The sequence below is a fragment of the Stenotrophomonas sp. YJH_SMC_127 genome (genome assembly GCF_059372445.1).
In genome coordinates, this window is sequence record NZ_JCAFVO010000001.1 from 228910 (window position 1) to 246178 (window position 17269).

The 17269-nt window shown below is 69.0% G+C and carries 14 protein-coding genes; 6 read left to right on the forward strand and 8 right to left on the reverse strand.

Features of this window, described 5'->3' with window-relative positions:
- Window positions 1–86 precede the first annotated feature (86 nt).
- The 3 genes from gluQRS to phaR all read left to right on the forward strand — a co-directional run bounded on the left by gluQRS (window position 87) and on the right by phaR (window position 2481).
- A complete protein-coding gene (gene gluQRS, locus AC5QAB_RS01035; RefSeq protein ID WP_495233110.1) occupies window positions 87–1007 on the forward strand; it encodes a tRNA glutamyl-Q(34) synthetase GluQRS in 921 nt (306 codons plus the stop codon).
- 17 nt (window positions 1008–1024) lie between these two features.
- Complete coding sequence (locus tag AC5QAB_RS01040) at window positions 1025–1765, forward strand: beta-ketoacyl-ACP reductase (RefSeq protein WP_014647808.1); 741 nt, start codon at window positions 1025–1027, stop codon at window positions 1763–1765.
- Between the two features lie 182 nt (window positions 1766–1947).
- Complete coding sequence (gene phaR, locus AC5QAB_RS01045) at window positions 1948–2481, forward strand: polyhydroxyalkanoate synthesis repressor PhaR (protein ID WP_041864232.1); 534 nt, start codon at window positions 1948–1950, stop codon at window positions 2479–2481.
- A gap of 74 nt (window positions 2482–2555) precedes the next feature.
- On the opposite strand, the gene AC5QAB_RS01050 is transcribed toward phaR, so the two are convergent.
- From AC5QAB_RS01050 to AC5QAB_RS01075, 6 genes are all read right to left on the reverse strand, one after another.
- On the reverse strand, window positions 2556–3518 hold the full coding sequence (locus AC5QAB_RS01050) for a TraB/GumN family protein (protein ID WP_049405938.1): 963 nt from the start codon (window positions 3516–3518) through the stop codon (window positions 2556–2558).
- A 2-nt stretch (window positions 3519–3520) separates the two neighbouring features.
- Window positions 3521–4450, reverse strand: a complete 930-nt coding sequence (locus tag AC5QAB_RS01055) for a DUF1684 domain-containing protein (RefSeq protein WP_164109434.1) — start codon at window positions 4448–4450, stop codon at window positions 3521–3523.
- An 11-nt stretch (window positions 4451–4461) separates the two neighbouring features.
- Complete coding sequence (mutL, locus tag AC5QAB_RS01060; RefSeq protein ID WP_495233111.1) at window positions 4462–6366, reverse strand: DNA mismatch repair endonuclease MutL; 1905 nt, start codon at window positions 6364–6366, stop codon at window positions 4462–4464.
- A 146-nt stretch (window positions 6367–6512) separates the two neighbouring features.
- The gene (locus tag AC5QAB_RS01065; protein WP_046431749.1) at window positions 6513–8081 is read right to left on the reverse strand and encodes an N-acetylmuramoyl-L-alanine amidase; all 1569 of its coding nucleotides are present in this window, start codon (window positions 8079–8081) and stop codon (window positions 6513–6515) included.
- 82 nt (window positions 8082–8163) lie between these two features.
- Window positions 8164–8646 carry a tRNA (adenosine(37)-N6)-threonylcarbamoyltransferase complex ATPase subunit type 1 TsaE gene (tsaE, locus tag AC5QAB_RS01070; protein ID WP_049405932.1) on the reverse strand — a complete coding sequence of 161 codons (483 nt, stop codon included), beginning with the start codon at window positions 8644–8646 and terminating at the stop codon, window positions 8164–8166.
- Complete coding sequence (locus AC5QAB_RS01075) at window positions 8643–10127, reverse strand: NAD(P)H-hydrate dehydratase (RefSeq protein WP_049405930.1); 1485 nt, start codon at window positions 10125–10127, stop codon at window positions 8643–8645. The genes tsaE and AC5QAB_RS01075 overlap by 4 nt, the downstream gene beginning before the upstream one ends.
- A 23-nt stretch (window positions 10128–10150) precedes the next feature.
- On the opposite strand from AC5QAB_RS01075, the gene queG reads away from it, so the two are divergent.
- Window positions 10151–11221 carry a tRNA epoxyqueuosine(34) reductase QueG gene (queG, locus tag AC5QAB_RS01080; protein ID WP_032956157.1) on the forward strand — a complete coding sequence of 357 codons (1071 nt, stop codon included), beginning with the start codon at window positions 10151–10153 and terminating at the stop codon, window positions 11219–11221.
- A gap of 44 nt (window positions 11222–11265) precedes the next feature.
- A complete protein-coding gene (xseA, locus tag AC5QAB_RS01085) occupies window positions 11266–12597 on the forward strand; it encodes an exodeoxyribonuclease VII large subunit (RefSeq protein ID WP_100450351.1) in 1332 nt (443 codons plus the stop codon).
- Window positions 12598–13210: 613 nt separating this feature from the next.
- Here xseA and AC5QAB_RS01090 read toward each other — a convergent pair.
- Window positions 13211–14107 (reverse strand): M48 family metallopeptidase, encoded by an 897-nt coding sequence (locus AC5QAB_RS01090; protein ID WP_329856670.1) that lies wholly within the window; start codon window positions 14105–14107, stop codon window positions 13211–13213.
- An 84-nt stretch (window positions 14108–14191) separates the two neighbouring features.
- Window positions 14192–16078: a formylglycine-generating enzyme family protein gene (locus tag AC5QAB_RS01095; RefSeq protein ID WP_495233112.1), complete on the reverse strand. Its 1887-nt coding sequence runs from the start codon at window positions 16076–16078 to the stop codon at window positions 14192–14194.
- An 84-nt stretch (window positions 16079–16162) separates the two neighbouring features.
- Here AC5QAB_RS01095 and rnd point away from each other — a divergent pair, with 84 nt between their 5' ends.
- Window positions 16163–17242, forward strand: a complete 1080-nt coding sequence (rnd, locus tag AC5QAB_RS01100) for a ribonuclease D (RefSeq protein ID WP_014647819.1) — start codon at window positions 16163–16165, stop codon at window positions 17240–17242.
- The last annotated feature ends 27 nt before the right edge of the window (window positions 17243–17269 follow it).

Genomic DNA, 17269 nt, shown 5'->3' on the forward strand with positions numbered 1-17269 from the left:
TCCGGCTCGGAAGGGGTCGATACCAGTCAATTTGCGGTGTGGTCAGCTTGAATTCAAGCGCCAACCTGACCGACGATTCAGCCAGCATGACCTCCCCCATTTCCTGCGGCCGCTTCGCGCCCTCGCCGACCGGCCTGCTCCACCCCGGATCCCTGCTTGCCGCCTTCGGCAGCTGGCTGCTCGCCCGCCATCACGGCGGCCTGTGGCGGCTGCGCATTGAAGACGTCGATCCGCCGCGCACGGTGCCTGGCGCCGCGGAGGCACAACTGCAGGCGCTGGCCGCCTTCGGCCTCACCCATGACGGCCCGGTCCTGTGGCAGAGCGCGCGCGGGGAGGCCTACCAGGCCGCGCTCGACGTGCTGCTGGCCAGCGATCTGGCCTTTGTCTGCCACTGCAGCCGCAGCGAACTGGCCGCCAGCGGCGGCATCCACCACCGCTGCGTTGCGCGACAGCCACGACCGGACCCTGCCGTCCGCTTCCGCGTGCCACGCGGCAGCATCGTGCACTTCAATGATGGCCTGCGCGGGCCGCAGCAGCAGGACGTGCATGCCGAAGTCGGCGACTTCGTGCTGCGCCGCGCCGACGGTTGCTGGGCCTACCAGTTGGCCGTGGTGGTCGATGACGCCGCACAGGGCGTGACCGAAGTGGTGCGCGGCGCCGACCTGCTCGATTCCACCGCGCGGCAGATCCTGCTGCAGCAGGCACTGGGCCTGGCCGTGCCACGCTACTGGCACCTGCCGCTGCTGCTCGATGCACCGGGGCACAAACTGTCCAAGTCGCTGGCGTCGCTGCCGGTGGACAGCACGCGGCCGGTGCCGGTATTGCGCGCGCTCTGGCGGCTGCTGGGCCAGGCGCCTGCCGCACTGGACGGCGCCGATGAGCGGGATGCGCTGCTGGAGGCTGCGCAACGGGCGTTCGACCCGGCGCGGCTGCCGCGGACCGACATCCTGTTGCCGGCCGGCGCACTTTCCGCGCCGATGTTGCAGAATCCCCCTTCCCCCACCTGATACCCGGACAGCACTCCATGACATCTCGCGTCGCACTGGTCACCGGCGGAACCGGCGGCATCGGTACCGCCATCTGCCAACGCCTGGCCGACCAGGGCCACCGGGTCGCCACCAACTACCGCGACGAGGCCAAGGCCCGCGCCTGGCAGCAGGCGATGACCGAGCGCGGCTACCACGTGGCGATCTTCCCGGGCGATGTCTCCGATCCGGACAGCGCCGAAGCACTCGTGCGCGCCGTCGAGGCCGAGCTGGGCCCGGTCGAGATCCTGGTCAACAACGCCGGCATCACCCGTGACACCACCTTCCACCGCATGCGCGCGGACCAGTGGCACGATGTGATCAACACCAATCTCAACTCGGTGTTCAACGTCACCCGGCCGGTCATCGAGGGCATGCGCCGCCGCGGCTGGGGCCGGGTCATCCAGATCAGCTCGATCAACGGCCTGAAGGGCCAGTACGGCCAGGCCAACTACGCTGCGGCCAAGGCCGGCATGCACGGCTTCACCATCTCGCTGGCCCGCGAGAACGCCGGCTTCGGCATCACTGTCAACACCATTTCGCCTGGCTACGTCGCCACCGACATGGTGATGGCGGTTCCGGAGGACGTGCGCGCCAAGATCATCGCCGACATCCCGACCGGACGCCTCGGCAAGCCGGAAGAAATCGCCTATGGCGTGTCCTTCCTGGTGGCCGAGGAAGCATCGTGGATCACCGGCAGCAACCTGGACATCAACGGCGGACACCACATGGGCTGGTGAGCCGCGCAGGGGGCGCCGCGGCATGCACCGGCGGCCCCTGCCGATGGCCATGCTGCGCAGCACGCAAACCCTTGTTGCGCAACATGATCGCCCCTGAAAGCCAAGCCTGGCGGGGGCTGGGGCGGTTGCAACCGCTGCTGCACTGCGCCATGCTGCGCGTCTACTGTGACGAGTACCGCTTCATGGCTGCGACCCGCATCATCAAGAAGTATCCGAACCGCCGTCTCTACGACACCGAGATCTCCAGCTACATCACCATCGAGGACGTGCGCCAGCTGATCCTGGATGGTGAAGACTTCGAAGTCCGCGACGCCAAGAGCGGCGACGACCTCACTCGATCGGTCCTGCTGCAGATCATCGCCGACCAGGAACAGGACGGCGAGCCGATGCTGTCCACCCAGCTGCTGAGCCAGCTGATCCGCTTCTACGGCGATTCCCTGCAGGGCTTCATGGGCAACTATCTGGAGCGCAGCATGCAGGTCTTCCTCGACCAGCAGCAGCAGTTCCGCCAGCAGATGGGCAACCTGCTGGGCCAGACCCCGTGGGCGATGATGAACCAGCTGACCGAGCGCAACCTGGAGTTGTGGCAGGAATTCCAGCGCAGCATGGGCAGCGGTTTCGGTGGCCCGCGCCCCGGCGGTACCGGAACGGGAACCGGCACCGGCAACAAGCCCGGCGAACCGGGCACCGGCACCGGCGGCAAGACCCGCCGCTGAACGGCAGCTACGGCTGATACGAAAACGGCGCGCCCCTGGCGCGCCGTTCTGTTTGGCATCGCGCCAACGATGCGTCAGCGTTTCGCCTTGCACCCCGTGCACACGCGCTCGACCTTGTAGCCCTTGGCCTTCAGCTTCTCGACCACGCCATCACTGCCCAGCAGGTGCAGCGTGCCGACCACCACCAGCGTACCGCCCTGCCCGGCCTGCAGGTACGGCTGCAGCTTCGGCACCCAGGCATCGTTGCGCCCGGTGTTGATGCGCTGGTACAGCTGCGGATACTGCTGGCGCATCTCCGCCGCCATCTTGGTCCACAGCAGGCGCTCGTCGCCGCGACGCCATGCATCATGCAGCAGCCGCGCCTGCTCATCGGCCTTGCCGGCCTGGTCCAGCGCTTCGGCCAGCATCTGCCGCTGCTCCTGCACCGTCATCCCGTCAAGCATGCCGATCTGGGTATCGATGTCCTCCAGGCCCGCCGTCTTGCGACCGGTCTTCTGCGCACGCTCCATGAAGTGGCGGTCCAGGCCCAGCGCCGGGTCCAGGCCCAGCTTCTGCATCTGCCCGACCGAAATGCTCAGGCCGACAAACCAGGCCTTCATGCCCTGCATCTGCGCCAGCGGCAGCTGGTTCTGGGCAGCAAAGGCCTGCAGCTTCTGCCAGGTCGGCGCATCCAGATCACGCTTCAGCTCGCTGCCATCGGTGCGGGTCGCGGCCTGCACCATGCGGCTGGCCAGCTGCGGCGACTGCATGTCTTCCGGCGACAGTTCGAACACCACCCGCTGCGAGGCCTCGAACGCCTGCTCGACATCGGGCGACAGCGGGTAGTCCTGCGGCTTCAGCAGGTGGAACGACCCCAGCAGGTACACGCGTGCATCGCCCGGGCCGGTGACTTTCCACAACAGCGGTACGGGCGGCTTGGCCGCCGCGGCGGTCGCGGCCGCAGCCGTGGTGCCCGGCGCATCGCGGGCAGTGGCCAGGGGTGCCATCGCGCACGCCGCCATCAGCAGCGCGGCACGGAACAGGTGTTTGATCGGCATGGTCAGCCTTCTCCTTCAGGCAGGTGGTACGCCTTCTCGCCCGCTTCCACGCGCAGGTCCAGCCGGTTTTCCGGTGGCGCCAGCGGACAGGTGGCGTAGGCGGTGAACGCGCACGGCGGGTTGTAGGCATGGTTGAAATCGATGCGCACGGTGCCGTCTGCGGCGGGCGCATCGGTATCCAGGTAGCGCCCGGCCGGATAGCTGCCGCGGCCGCTGGTGCGGTCGGCGAAGATCAGGAACAGCGGCTGCCCGGGCGCACCGATCGCTTCCAGCCGCCAGCTGCGGCCATCGCGTTCGAACTCGACCGCGCCGGCATTGGGCATCTCGGTGGTCAGGCCGGTGATGTCGACGATCGGCAGGGTCTTGCCCGGCGGGTGCGCGATGAAGCGCGCCTGCACCTGCCAGTCCACGCCGCCCGGCCAGTACTGCAGGCCGGCGAAGTCACGCCGCGCAGGCGCATCGGCATGCTTGACCCGCAGCGCGTCCCGCGGCCCCCGGCGGATGATGCTGAGCTGGCCCTTGCCGCCATCGAAGGCCAGCAGCGTCGGTTGCGCGTCCTTGTCGGTGTCAACTCGGATGCGGCCGCGCACCGGCAGGCCATCATGACTGACATCGACACCGGCTTCAGGCGTGAACCACCACTGCGTCCCTTCGCGACGCAGCAGGCCCAGCTTGTCCGGGCCAACCGTCAGGCGGATGCCGTTGGTGGCGCCGCTGCCAACGAAATGCGATTTGTTCTGCAGCCAGTGCAGGCCCACCAGCGCCGTCCAGCCATCGGGCCGGGTCAGGTCCTGGTAGCGCGCTACACGCCATTGTTGCTGCGCGGCCGCGTAGGCCGGATCTTCAGCGGCCGGCGGCACCGGCGGTGTTGCCGGGCTGCAGGCGGCCAACACCACGGCGGCCAGCAGGCCCGCCATTCCCCGATAACGCATCGATGCTCCCCTCAACGTCCGCGCAGGAACCAGCGGTCGATCTCCGCCAGCGAAAAACGGGCCCAGGTCGGTCGGCCGTGGTTGCACTGGCCGGACCGTTCGGTGATTTCCATGTCGCGCAGCAGCGCGTTCATTTCCGGCAGGGTCAAGCGCCGGTTGGCACGCACCGCGCCGTGGCAGGCCATGGTCGACAGCAGTTCGTCGCGTGCACTGGCCACGCGGCGGCTCTGGCCATGCTCGCGCAGGTCGGTCAGCACGTCGCGCAGCAGCCCTTCCGGTTCGGCATGCGCCAACAATGCCGGAATGCTGCGCACGTGCAGCGAACCGGGGCCGGCACGGGTCACCTCGAAGCCGAGCGCCGCCAGGGTTTCAGCTTCGCTCTCGGCGGTATCGGCCTCGCGCTCGCCCACTGCCAGCGTGATCGGCACCAGCAACGGCTGCGACTGCAGGCCGATGCCATCGTGCGCGTTCTTCAGGCGCTCGTAGCCGATACGTTCGTGGGCCGCATGCATGTCGACCACGATCAGGCCTTCGGCGTTCTCGGCCAGGATGTAGATGCCATGCAGCTGCGCGATCGCATAGCCCAGCGGCGGCACGCCTGCGTCGGCACTGGTGACCGGCAGTCCGTTCTCGGTCGGCATCGGCGGCAGCGCAGCACCGCGCTCGGCGCCGGCCGGTGCGGCATACAGCGCGGCATAGGCAGCCGGTGCATCGGCCACCTGCAGGCCCAGCGGCTGCTGCGGGCGCCATCCGGAGAATCCGCCACCACCACCTCCCGAGCCGGCACCCGGCGCGGGCCCACGCACCAGCCCGAATCCCGACGCGCCTGCGCTCGATGCCATCGGCACGGCCGTGGCATCCACCGGCTGCGCAGCACCGGCACCGATCTCCTGCGCCGACATGCCGGCGCGGGTATCGGCCAGCGCATCCTTCAGCGTGCGGTAGACGAAATCATGGACCAGCCGCGAATCACGGAAGCGCACTTCGTGCTTGGCCGGATGCACATTGACGTCGACGCGGGTCGGATCCAGTTCCAGGAACAGCACATAGGCCGGCTGGCGGCCGTGGTACAGCACATCGCCGTAGGCCATCTTCACTGCGTGGGCGACGCTGCGGTCACGCACCGAGCGACCGTTGACGTACAGGTACTGCTGGTCGGCGCTCGCGCGCGAATAATGCGGCTGCGCGATCCAGCCATGCAGGCGCAGGCCGGCACCGCTGTGGTCCACGCGCACGGCCTGGTTGGCGAAATCCTCGCCCAGCGTTTCGGCAAGGCGCGCATCGGAATACAGATCGCCCGGCTTGTAGCGCCGCGAGGCCTTGCCGTTGTGCGACACGCGCAGCTCGACATCCGGCCGTGCCAGCGCCAGCGAACGCAGCCACTCTTCGATATGGCCCAGTTCGGTGCGCTCGGCGCGCAGGAACTTGCGCCGCGCCGGCACGTTGTAGAACAGCTCGCGCACTTCCACCGTGGTGCCCGGCGCGTGCGCGCGCGGGGTCACCTCGCCGATCTTGCCGCCTTCGATCTGCAACGCCGAACCGTGCTCGTCATGCGCGCGGCACGAGGCCAGGGTGAAGCGGCTGACCGAGGCGATCGAAGGCAGCGCTTCACCGCGGAACCCCAGCGTTGCCACCGATTCCAGGTCGTCCAGGTCGGCGATCTTGCTGGTGGCGTGGCGCGATACGGCCAGCGGCAGCTGCTCCGGTGCGATGCCGCTGCCATTGTCGCGGATGCGGATCAGGCGTACACCGCCCTCTTCCAGATCGATGTCGACACGGCTGGCGCCGGCATCGATCGCGTTCTCGACCAGTTCCTTGACCACCGACGCGGGCCGTTCGACCACTTCGCCAGCGGCGATCTGGTTGATGAGGATCTCCGGCAACGGCCGGATCGGGCGCGGACCGGGCGCGCTCATGGGAGGTGATGGGCAGCAGACTTCATGGGTCGATGATAGCGGAGCTGCCGAGGATAGAGTCGAGCCATGCTCGACTGCGGGCTACCGACAAGGCCCAGTCGAGCGCGGCTCGACTCTACGGAAAGCAGTAACCCGCCTTCGGCGGCTTACTTGCTGCCGCCGGCCATGGTGCCGGCCGCGTCGATCTCGGCCTGGGCGCGGGCCGCATACAACGTCCCCGGCGGCGGCTGGCGGCTGAAGAAGGTGTGCACGCCGTCCAGCACGGCGCCAGCGATCTTGCGCTGGTACGCCGGGTCCATCAGGCGGCGTTCTTCATCCGGATTGGAGATGAACGCGGTTTCCACCAGCATCGCCGGCATGTCCGAGGTGCGCAGCACCGCGAAGTTGGCGCGCTCGATGTTCGGCTTGTGGTTGTTGCCGATCCGCTTCAGGCCGCCCAGCACGTGGCCGGCCGCGTCTTCGGACGCCTTCATGTAGCCGCTCTGCGCCAGGTCCAGCAGCACGTTGGCCAGGGTGCCTTCGGTCTGCTGCAGGCGCACGCCACCGACCAGGTCGGCCGCGTTTTCCTTGTCCGCCAGCCAGCGGGCGCGCTGCGAAGAGGCGCCCTTGGTCGACAGCACGTAGACCGATGAGCCCGTGGCCGAGCGGTTTTCGGCCGCGTCGGCATGGATCGAGATGAAGATGTCCGCCTTGTTCGCACGCGCCTTCTGCGCACGCATAGGCAGCGGAATGAACACGTCGCTGTCGCGCGTCAGGTAGGCCTTCAGGCCTGGCGTGGCGTTGACCTGGCGGGCCAGCTCGCGCGCCACTGCCAGAGTGACATCCTTCTCGCGCTTGCCGGTCGGGCCGATCGCACCCGGGTCCTGGCCGCCGTGTCCGGGATCGATCGCCACCACCAGGTGGCGCATGCCGGCCTGCATGCGGATACGCGACGCATCGCTGGGCATGACAGGACGCGGCGGTTCCACCGGCGTCGGTGCCGGTGTAGGCACGGTGGCCGGCGGCGTGGTCACCACCGCTGCGGTGCGCTGGCCGGCGAGGATCGCGGCCGGCGAGGACGACGGCGTGCTGCTGGCGGTGACACCGGCCGCAGCAACCTGGGCCGGCGCGGTGGTCGGTGCCGGGGTCGGCGTGGCCGGTGCGGCGGCAGTGGCGCTGGCCTGCTGCTGTACCTGTGCGGTCAGCAGGGCCGTGGCACGCGCGGCATCGGTGCGCGACTGCGCGCTCTCGGCCGGAGTCGGTACAGGTGCAGCTCCCGCCGCGGGCGCCTGCGGCTGCACGGCTGGCGTCGCCGCCGGGCGGCTGCTGGCCACGGCCGGGCCATCGCCCGGCCATTCGATCACCAGCTTGGATTCATTGCCCTCGCGCTGCATCTGCGGGCGGAACGGCGCCACCGATTCGGCGAGGTCGAAAACGACGCGGAACGTGCCCGGGACCGGCTGTCCGGTACGCACCGCCGTGACCACGCCCTGCGCGGCCGGCATCTTCAGGTTGCGTATGGCGCTGGAGTCGGGGAAATCGACCACCAGGCGGTTCGGGCCGGCCAGCGACAGGGTCTTGTAGCCGCCACTGCCGACGAGCGAGATCTCGGCACGGGTGCCGGTAGCGCCGGTGTTCAGCAGGACCTGTCGGACTTCACCCGCCCACGCACTGACGCTCGCCAGACCCAGTCCGACGGCGGCACAGATGGCGATGAGACGGTTCCCCGGGCGCATGGCTCAGGATTCAATCACCGCGCTGAACGGAATGCAACACCTTTTTCCTTAATAATCCGTAACCTGCCGGTCTTTGTTCTCGTCAGCCGACAGAAATGGCCTGCAAGTCGCCCCCTTGCGGCAGCCGTTCCAGCCATTCATGTCCTACGTCGCTGGCCCCAGTGAGACGGACGCGCCGTCCCTGCCCCTCGATCTCCAGCGCCACCACCAGGTCGGTCGGCGGCAGCGCGCCGGCGCCCCGTTCCGGCCATTCGACCAGCCACAGCACCGCGCTGCCCTCGTCCAGGCCGAGGAAATCCAGCTCACCGGCCTGGCCGATGCGATACAGGTCCAGGTGCCACGCCTCGCCGCCACTGGCCAGCGGATAGCGCTCGACCAGGGTGTAGGTGGGGCTGCGAATCGCGCCCTGCACGCCCAGCGCGCGCAGCAGCGCGCGGGCCGTGGTGGACTTGCCGGCACCCAGGTCGCCGCGCAGTTCGATCAGCGCCTGCGGCGGCCGGGTGGCCGCCAGCCACTGCCCGAGCAGTTCGGTGGCGTCGCTGTCGGCAAGGAAGAATTCGGTCATGGGGAGAGGTCCGGGTTGGCCAGTCGCCGCAGCGGCGCCAGCAGATCAGTAGGAAGCAGGCCGCGCGCGCCATCGGCGGCAGCTGCATCGCCCGCCAGCGCATGCAGCAGCGCGCCCGCGGCCGCGGCATCGAAGGCCGCAAGGCCCTGCGCACGCAGGCTGGCGATGATGCCGGTGAGCAGGTCGCCCATGCCTCCCACGGCCATCCCTGGGTTACCGGCAGCGATCAACCGGGGCGTTTGCCCAGGCGCTGCCACGATGCTGCCAGCGCCCTTCAGCACCACCACGGCATGGAAGCGCTCGGCCAGCATGTGCGCACAGGTGTAGCGGTCGGCCTGGATTTCAGCCGTGCTGCAGCCGAGCAGGCGCGCGGCCTCGCCCGGGTGCGGTGTGAGAATGGCATCGGGCAACGCGCGCGGATCCTGCGCCAGCAGGTTCAGGGCATCGGCATCGACCACCAATGGCTTGTTGCTGGCCAGCACCCGCGCAAACAAGGCGCGTGCCCATTCGTCCTGGCCCAGACCGGGCCCGATCGCCACCACCTTCGCCTTGTCCAGCAGCGCCGGCAGCACATCGCCATCTTCCAGTGCATGGGTCATGGCCTCGGGCAACCGGGCCAGCAGTGGACCGACGTGGTCGCGGCGGGTGCCCAGGCTCAACAGCCCCGCACCCGCGCGCAAGGCGGCTTCGGCCGCCATCGCGATGGCACCGCCGCTGCCATGGTTGCCGCCGACGCACAGCACGTGCCCGGATTCGCCCTTGTGGGTATTGGCGCGGCGCGGTGGCAACAGGGCCCGCAACCTCACCTGCGTCCAGTGCTCCGCAGCGGGTACCACGCCTTGCCAGGCCGCCGCAGGCAACAGCAGGGGCGCCAGGACCTTGTGCCCGCAATGATCCAGCGCATCGCCGGAATACAGCCCGCGGTGCGCCACGATGAACTGCAGGGTCAGTGCAGCGCGCACTGCTACGCCCGGCACCGCCCCACGGTCGGCATCGACGCCACTGGGAACATCCAGCGCCAGCAACGGCGCAGTCTGCGCGTTGAGCGCGGTAATCAACGCCTGCGCGGTACCCTCCGGCGCGCGATCAAAGCCCAGCCCGAACAGGGCATCGACCCAGACGTCGGCCTCGGGCAGCATGCCGTCGAAATCGGTGATGGTGCCGCCGCCGGACCTGAATTCAGATGCTGCACGCTGTGCCAGCGCGGTCGAGGGCGGCCTGCCCGGCAGGGCGATCACTGTCACCTCGCGCCCGGCCTGCAGCGCGTGACGGGCCAGCACATGGCCATCGCCCCCATTGTTGCCAGCGCCGACCACCACGCCGATCCGCCGCGCCTGCGGCCAATGCTGCAGCAGGCACTGCCAGGCGGCCTGGCCGGCCTGCGCCATCAGGCCCCAGCCGCCGTCGGCGGCCAACGCCGAGGCCTGCGCATCAAGCGCACGCGCGGCAGCGGAATCGAACAGATCGGCAAGGTTGGCCATGCAGGGATTTTATACTGGTGCACATGTCCCCCGCCCCCACCCCTGTCGATCCGGTCCAGGCCGTGCAGCGCATCCGCGAACTGGCGCGTGCGCATGGCTTCCAGCGCTGCGGCATCGCCGGTATCGAACTGGGCGAGGATGAAGCGCACCTGGCCGACTGGCTGGGCCAGGGCCTGTACGGCACGATGGACTGGATGGCGCGCCACGGCACCTTGCGCGCGCGACCGGCCGAGCTGCTGCCCGGCACCGTGCGCGTGATTTCAGTGGGCATGGACTACAGCCACAAGGACGACACCGAAGCCTGGGCGACCCTGGCCGACCCGGGCCGCGCCTACGTGGCGCGCTACGCGCTGGGCCGCGACTATCACAAGCTGATGCGCAACCGCCTGCAGAAGCTGGCGACGCAGATCAACGATGAAGTAGCGCCACTGGGCTACCGCGTGTTCGTCGATTCCGCCCCCGTGCTGGAACGCGCACTGGCGCGCAACGCCGGCCTCGGCTGGATCGGCAAGCACACCTGCCTGATCGACCGCCATGGCGGTTCATGGTTCTTCATCGGCGAGATCTACATCGACATCCCGTTGCCGATCGACACGCCGGCCACGGCGCACTGCGGCACCTGCACGCGTTGCATCGATGTCTGCCCGACCCAGGCCATCACCGGCCCGCAGCGGCTGGACGCGCGGCGCTGCATTTCCTACCTGACCATCGAGCACGACGGCGCCATTCCCGAAGACATGCGTCCGTTGATCGGCAACCGCATCTACGGCTGCGACGACTGCCAGCTGGTCTGCCCCTGGAACAAGTTCGCCAAGCGCACCGACGAAGCCGATTTCCGCGCGCGCAACAACCTCGATACCGCGCGCCTGGACCAGCTGTTCGCCTGGGACGAGGCCGAGTTCCTGCGCCGCACCGAGGGCAGCCCGATCCGCCGCAGCGGGCACGAGCGCTGGCTGCGCAACATCGCCGTGGCACTGGGCAACGCACCGTCCTCGGCCGAAGCATTGGCCGCGTTGCAGACCCGCGTCGATGATCCCTCGCCGCTGGTGCGTGAACACGTGCAGTGGGCGCTTGGCCAGCACACGGCGCGCTGACGTGCGATCCTGAGCCCCCGCTCCACCCGCAGCACGCCGTTCCCATGCAGCCACGCAACAACGACATTTTCACCCCCAGCCAGCTCAACACCCTGGCCCGCGACCTGCTGGAAGGCAGTTTCCCGGCGATCTGGGTCGAGGCCGAACTGGGCAGCGTGGCGCGTCCTGCCTCCGGTCACCTGTATTTCACCCTGAAGGACGCGCGTGCGCAGCTGCGTGCCGCAATGTTCCGGATGAAGGCGCAGTACCTGAAGTTCGTGCCGCGCGAAGGCATGCGCGTGCTGGTGCGCGGCAAGGTGACCCTGTACGACGCCCGTGGCGAGTACCAGATGGTGCTGGACCACATGGAGGAGGCGGGCGAAGGCGCACTGCGCCGCGCCTTCGAGGAACTGAAGGCACGGCTGGAGGCCGAGGGCCTGTTCGACCCGGCGCGCAAACGGCCACTGCCGGCGCATGTACAACGTCTGGCAGTGATCACCTCGCCGACCGGCGCCGCCGTGCGCGATGTGCTGAGCGTGCTCGGCCGCCGTTTCCCGCTGCTGGAAGTCGACCTGCTGCCGACCCTGGTGCAGGGCAGCAGCGCCGCCGCGCAGATCACCCGCCTGCTGCAGGCGGCCGATGCCAGTGGTCGCTACGACGTGATCCTGCTGACCCGCGGCGGCGGTTCGCTGGAAGACCTGTGGGCCTTCAATGACGAAGCCCTGGCCCGTGCGATCGCCGCCAGCCACACCCCAGTGGTTTCGGCGGTCGGCCACGAAACCGACTTCAGCCTCAGCGACTTCGCCGCCGACCTGCGTGCACCGACGCCTTCGGTGGCAGCTGAACTGCTGGTACCCGACCAGCGCGAACTGGCACTGCGCCTGCGCCGCACGGCCGCGCGCATGGTGCAGCTGCAACGGCATGCGATGCAGCAGGCGATGCAGCGCGCCGACCGCGCCCTGCTGCGCCTGAACGCCCAGAGCCCGCAGGCGCGGCTGGACTTGTTGCGCCGACGCCAGCTGGATCTGGGCCGGCGCCTGCATGCGGCGTTCAACCAGCAGCAGGAGCGCCGCGCCGCGCGCCTGCGTCATGCGGCGGCAGTGCTGCGCGGGCACCATCCGCAGCGCCAGCTCGATGCGATGCAGCGCCGTCTGGCTGCCCTGCGCGGGCGGCCGCAGGCCGCGATGCAGCGCCTGCTGGAGCGCGATGCACTGCGACTGCGCGGACTGGCGCGTTCACTTGAAGCAGTCAGCCCGCTGGCGACCGTGGCGCGTGGCTACAGCATCCTGACCCGCAGCGATGACGGTACGCTGGTGCGGCACATCGACCAGGTGCAGCCTGGTGACGCCCTGCAGGCCCGCGTCGGCGACGGCGTGATCGACGTACAGGTCAAGTAAGGGGTGTTCGGCAGGGCTGCGCCCTGCACCTGCCGAAGCGTTCAAGCAACAGCCGAAGCAACAGCCAAAGCTGGCATTCCGCGGGATGGCGGGGCGGTGTGGCTGTGCAGGACGCGCCGTAAACCCCGCTGCGCGGTCCGGCCCAGCCGCCGGCGGCTGTGCGTTCGGGCGCTTGCGAAGCAGTGCTTCGCAAGCAAAGCGCCCTCACCCCTGGGGGCTCGATGGCGCCAACGGTCCTGCACAGCCACACCGCCCCACCTCTGACAGATTCCGATGACTGTTGGTAGGTGTCGAGCTTGGTCGACACGGTAGATCCTGTCAGATATCGAATCAATTCGGGGTCAGATCCGTTTTCCTACGGAAAACGGATCTGACCCCAAGAGCATTTCCCACAGACCGCAGCAAACTGTCGAAGGCGGGGTGGGTCCGGTTGCGGGAGTGTCCGCGGCATGGATGCCGCGGCCAAGCCCCCATGGAAGGGTTTACGGCGTCTCCCGCAACCGGACCCACCCCGCCATCCCTCAGGAAACCCGCTTCTGCTGTTGCTGCTGCCGGCCAGCGGCCGGCACTGCCTACCGCGGGTGCAGGGCTGCAAGCCCTGCCGCCCCTCCCCCTACTTTGCCTGCTCGCAGAACTTCTGCCGGTACTCGAGTGCCTTCGGCATCAGCGCCTGCAGGTTCTGGATGCGGGTACCCGGGTTCGGGTGGGTGGAGGCGAACTCCGGCGGCGCCTGGCCGCCACTGGCCTGGCCCATGCGCTGCCACAGCGGCACCGCCTCGCGGGGATCGAAGCAGGCCGCTGCGGCCAGCATCAGCCCCACTTCATCGGCCTGCGTCTCGTGGCTGCGCGCATAGGGCAGCAGGTAGCCGTAGCCCATCGCCGACATCATCATCTGTTGCTGCTGCGCATCCATGCCGCTGGCGGCACCAGCCATCTGCCCGATCTGGGTCAGTTTCTGCTGCGCCATCCGCTGTGCACCATGGCGTAGAAGCGCATGGGCGATCTCATGGCCCATCACCACCGCCATCGCGTCACGCGTACGCGCCACCGGCACCAGGCCGGTGTAGACCGCCATCTTGCCACCCGGCAGGCAGAACGCATTGGCCTGCTCGGACGGGATCACATTCACTTCCCACTGGAAATCCCGCGCGAAATGCGCCGGCTGCACCCCGTGCTCCTGTGCCAGCGCGGTCTCCACCACGTCCACCTTGGCGATCAGGCGCTGGGCGATGTCGCGCACATCACGCGCGATCGGCGCATTCGGATCCATCGGCCGTTCCTGCGACAGGATCTGCTGGTAGGCCTGCAGCCCGAGCGCGGTCTCCTGGCGCGCATCCAGGCTGCTGTCGATCATCACCTTCTCGCCGGTGTAGGGATCGACCGCGCGATTGGAGAACCAGTAGAACACCGCATAGCCCGCCGCCAGCAGCAGCACCCACCAGCGGATGTTGCCGAACAGGCCGCGCCGCTGCGGGCCTTGCGGCGAACGGGAAAAGGGATCGTTGCGCATCGGTGTCTTCCAGCAGGCCCCGCCGGCCGGCGGGCACGGCGCAATCTTAGTGCGCGGACGCCAGCAGCGGGTGAAGCCCGATGCTCAGATGCCCCGCACCAGACGGAAGCCGATGCGCGCGTTGGTGGTGTCCGAGTCCTGCGATTGCCGCCAGGCCGCACGGGTCTGCTCGGGCGCATTGGCCCAGTTGCCGCCCCGGATCACCCGCGACCGGCAGCCCGGGTTGAACCAGGCGACACCATCGGACGGCGCACGCCGGTAGCTGGCATGCCAGCAGTCGGCCACCCACTCGCTGAGATTGCCGGCCATGTCGTGCAGGCCGAAGGCATTGGCCTGGAAACTGGCCACCGGCGCGGGCCCCCACCAGCCATCGCCATAGCCGACGAAGGCGTTGTGCCAGTGCCGCCCCGAGGGCGAGACATCCTTGCTGCCGGTGAAGTTGCCAGCGCCGGGCGGCGGCGTGCCGGCGTCGCCCCACGGATAACGGCCACTGCTGCCAGCACGCAGCGCGTACTCGAATTCGGCCTCGCTCGGCAGCCGGTAGCTGCGTCCTGTCTGCTCGGACAGCCACGCCGCGTAGTTTTCGGCATCACGCACGCTCACATGCATCACCGGCGAATTGCCCAGTGCGCGCGCGCCATCGTAATCGGAACGCCAGTCCACACCGCTGCGGCGGATGAAATTGCCGCTGCGCTCGTCATAGACCACCGAGTGGCCGCGCCGGGTCGCACGCGGCCGCGCATTGGTCGACTTCACATAGCGCTCGAAATCACTGACCGTGATCTCGGTGATCGCCATCGCAAACCCGCGGTCGAAGCGCACATAATGCGAGGGCCGCTCGGCATCCCTGGCACCGGGCTCGGCATCACCCGCGCCCATCTGGAAGCCACCATGCGGCACCACGATCATCTGCGGGCCGCGCCCGCCATCGCGCATGGCGTCGCTGAACACCTGCCCGGGACGGAAGCTGCCGTAATGGGTGGCCAGGTCGATGCGTTCGCGCAACTGGGCCACCACCGCATCCCCTGGCAAGGCGATGCGCAGGGCCTCGGCCAGCTTCTCGCGCGCCGGCTTCAGGCCCTGTGGCGTCGCCAGTTCGCGAAGGCCATCATCGCGCAGCTGCAGCAGTGCCGCCGCGCGGATCTGTTCGATACGTTCGAAGGCATCGGCAATGGCCGGTGATGAGTCACGGACCTTGCTGGCTTCGGCCAGCCAGGTGCCGGCGCTGGCAAAGTCACGCACCCGCGCCGCGTCCTCGGCACGGCGGATCAGGCCACTCTCGGCCGCCGCCAGGCCCTGCCGTGCCCGGCTGTTGTGTTCATCCAGGGCCAGCGCTTCACGGAAGTTGCCGATCGCTCCGTCACCGTCCTCACCGATCCGCCCCGAACGCAGGTCTTCCTCGCCGGCACGGTTGTAGGCCACCACGCGCTGGGCGAGCTCCACCCGTCCCTGCAGCGCGCGAACCTTCTCATCCTTCGGCGCCAGGGTCAGCAGCACCAGTGCCTGGCGGCTGGCCTCGGCCAGCGCCTCGCGCTGCTGCAGCGGCCGGACCAGCAGGGCATCGGCCTGCTGCTGAAGGCGCTGGCGGGCGCGCTGCAGGCCGTTGCGGGCCTGGCGGTCATCCGGGTCTTCTTCCTGCACCGCCAGCCACAGCGGAACCGCCGCGTCGGCGTCCTCGTACAGGCGCCCTTCGGCGAACGCCTTCTCGGCCGCGCGACGCAGCTGGGCCAGGCTGCGCCCCTGCCGATCGACCCGCGGTGGCGTCCACCGCTGCACATCCTCGGCGGCATCCTCACCGGCGATGGTGACGCTGCCCTGCGCCGCCTCCGGCGTCGCGTCCGCCTGCATGCCTTGCTGCGGCCGTGCGTCTTCGCCAGCAGCCGGTCCCGGCTCCGGTGTCGCCGAGGGCGACGGCGTGCAGCCGGCCAGGGCCAGGGCGGTGCACAGCACGGACGACAGCGGAAAACGCAAGCAGGATCTCCTTCGGCACGGATGCGGACCGACGTTAGGCTATTCTCCCCTGCCTGAGCAAACCCGAGTAGTAGGCCCTGACCCGTGGCAATCTGGATCACCACCCCCGCCGAGCTGGATCCGTACTTCCAGCAGCGTCCGGCCCGCATCGGCCTGGACACCGAATTCATCCGTGAACGCACCTTCTGGCCGCAGTTGGCCCTGGTGCAGATGGCGGTCGGGCAGGACATCCTGCTGATCGACCCCCTGATTCCCGGCATGACCGAGGCGCTGGCGCCGTGGCTGGCCGATGAATCGATCGTCAAGGTGATGCACAGCGCCAGCGAAGACCTGGTCGCCTTCAAGTGGGCCTGCGGCGTGTTGCCACGTCCGCTGTTCGACACCCAGATCGGCGCCTCGCTGGCCGGCATCGGTGGCGGTATGGGCTACCAGAAGCTGGTCGCGGAAATCACCGGCGTGGCGCTGGCCAAGGGCGAAACCCGTTCGGACTGGATGCGCCGCCCGTTGTCCGAGTCGCAGCTGCAGTACGCCGCCGACGATGTCGAGCACCTGTTCGCGCTGCATGACGCCATCGATGCCAGGTTGCAGGCGCTGGGCCGCCAGCAGTGGCTGCACGACGACGGCGAGCGCCTGCTGGCCAGCGTCGCCAACGACGAAGACCGTTGGCCGCACCTGGCGATGCGCTCGGCGCAGTTCCTCGACACGGCCGCACAGCATCGGCTGCTGCGTCTGCTGCGCTGGCGCGATGTGCAGGCACGCAGCAGCGACCGCCCGCGCAGCTGGATCCTGGACAACGAACTGGCCGCCACGCTGGCACGCACGCCACCGGCCGATGCCGCCGCACTGGGCAAGCTGTTCGAACAGTTCCCGAAGGCACCGCGCAAGCTCGCGGGCGCTGTGTGGCAGGCGCTGGATACGCCGCTGGCCGATGAGGCCGAAGCACCGCTGGCGCTGCCGGCCAACGACAGCAACAAGCAGGCACTGAAGAAGCTGCAGGACGCGGTTGCCGAGCGCAGCCGCGAACTGGGCCTGCCGGATGGCGTATTGGCCTCACGCAAGCACCTGGAAAGCTATCTGGAACGCCGCCAGTGGCCGGCCGCACTGGCCGGCTGGCGCCAGCAAGAGCTGGAAGCGCGGCTGCAGGCGCTGCTGCCGGCACGCTGAAGCACCGGGCGCGGCGCCGGATTGCAT

Bases quoted from the DNA above. Each gene is read 5' to 3' on its own strand.
- gluQRS (WP_495233110.1), top strand. From the start codon at position 87: ATGACCTCCCCCATTTCCTGCGGCCGCTTCGCGCCCTCGCCGACCGGC.
- AC5QAB_RS01040 (WP_014647808.1), top strand. From the start codon at position 1,025: ATGACATCTCGCGTCGCACTGGTCACCGGCGGAACCGGCGGCATCGGT.
- phaR (WP_041864232.1), top strand. From the start codon at position 1,948: ATGGCTGCGACCCGCATCATCAAGAAGTATCCGAACCGCCGTCTCTAC.
- AC5QAB_RS01050 (WP_049405938.1), bottom strand. From the start codon at position 3,518: ATGCCGATCAAACACCTGTTCCGTGCCGCGCTGCTGATGGCGGCGTGC.
- AC5QAB_RS01055 (WP_164109434.1), bottom strand. From the start codon at position 4,450: ATGCGTTATCGGGGAATGGCGGGCCTGCTGGCCGCCGTGGTGTTGGCC.
- mutL (WP_495233111.1), bottom strand. From the start codon at position 6,366: ATGAGCGCGCCCGGTCCGCGCCCGATCCGGCCGTTGCCGGAGATCCTC.
- AC5QAB_RS01065 (WP_046431749.1), bottom strand. From the start codon at position 8,081: ATGCGCCCGGGGAACCGTCTCATCGCCATCTGTGCCGCCGTCGGACTG.
- tsaE (WP_049405932.1), bottom strand. From the start codon at position 8,646: ATGACCGAATTCTTCCTTGCCGACAGCGACGCCACCGAACTGCTCGGG.
- AC5QAB_RS01075 (WP_049405930.1), bottom strand. From the start codon at position 10,127: ATGGCCAACCTTGCCGATCTGTTCGATTCCGCTGCCGCGCGTGCGCTT.
- queG (WP_032956157.1), top strand. From the start codon at position 10,151: ATGTCCCCCGCCCCCACCCCTGTCGATCCGGTCCAGGCCGTGCAGCGC.
- xseA (WP_100450351.1), top strand. From the start codon at position 11,266: ATGCAGCCACGCAACAACGACATTTTCACCCCCAGCCAGCTCAACACC.
- AC5QAB_RS01090 (WP_329856670.1), bottom strand. From the start codon at position 14,107: ATGCGCAACGATCCCTTTTCCCGTTCGCCGCAAGGCCCGCAGCGGCGC.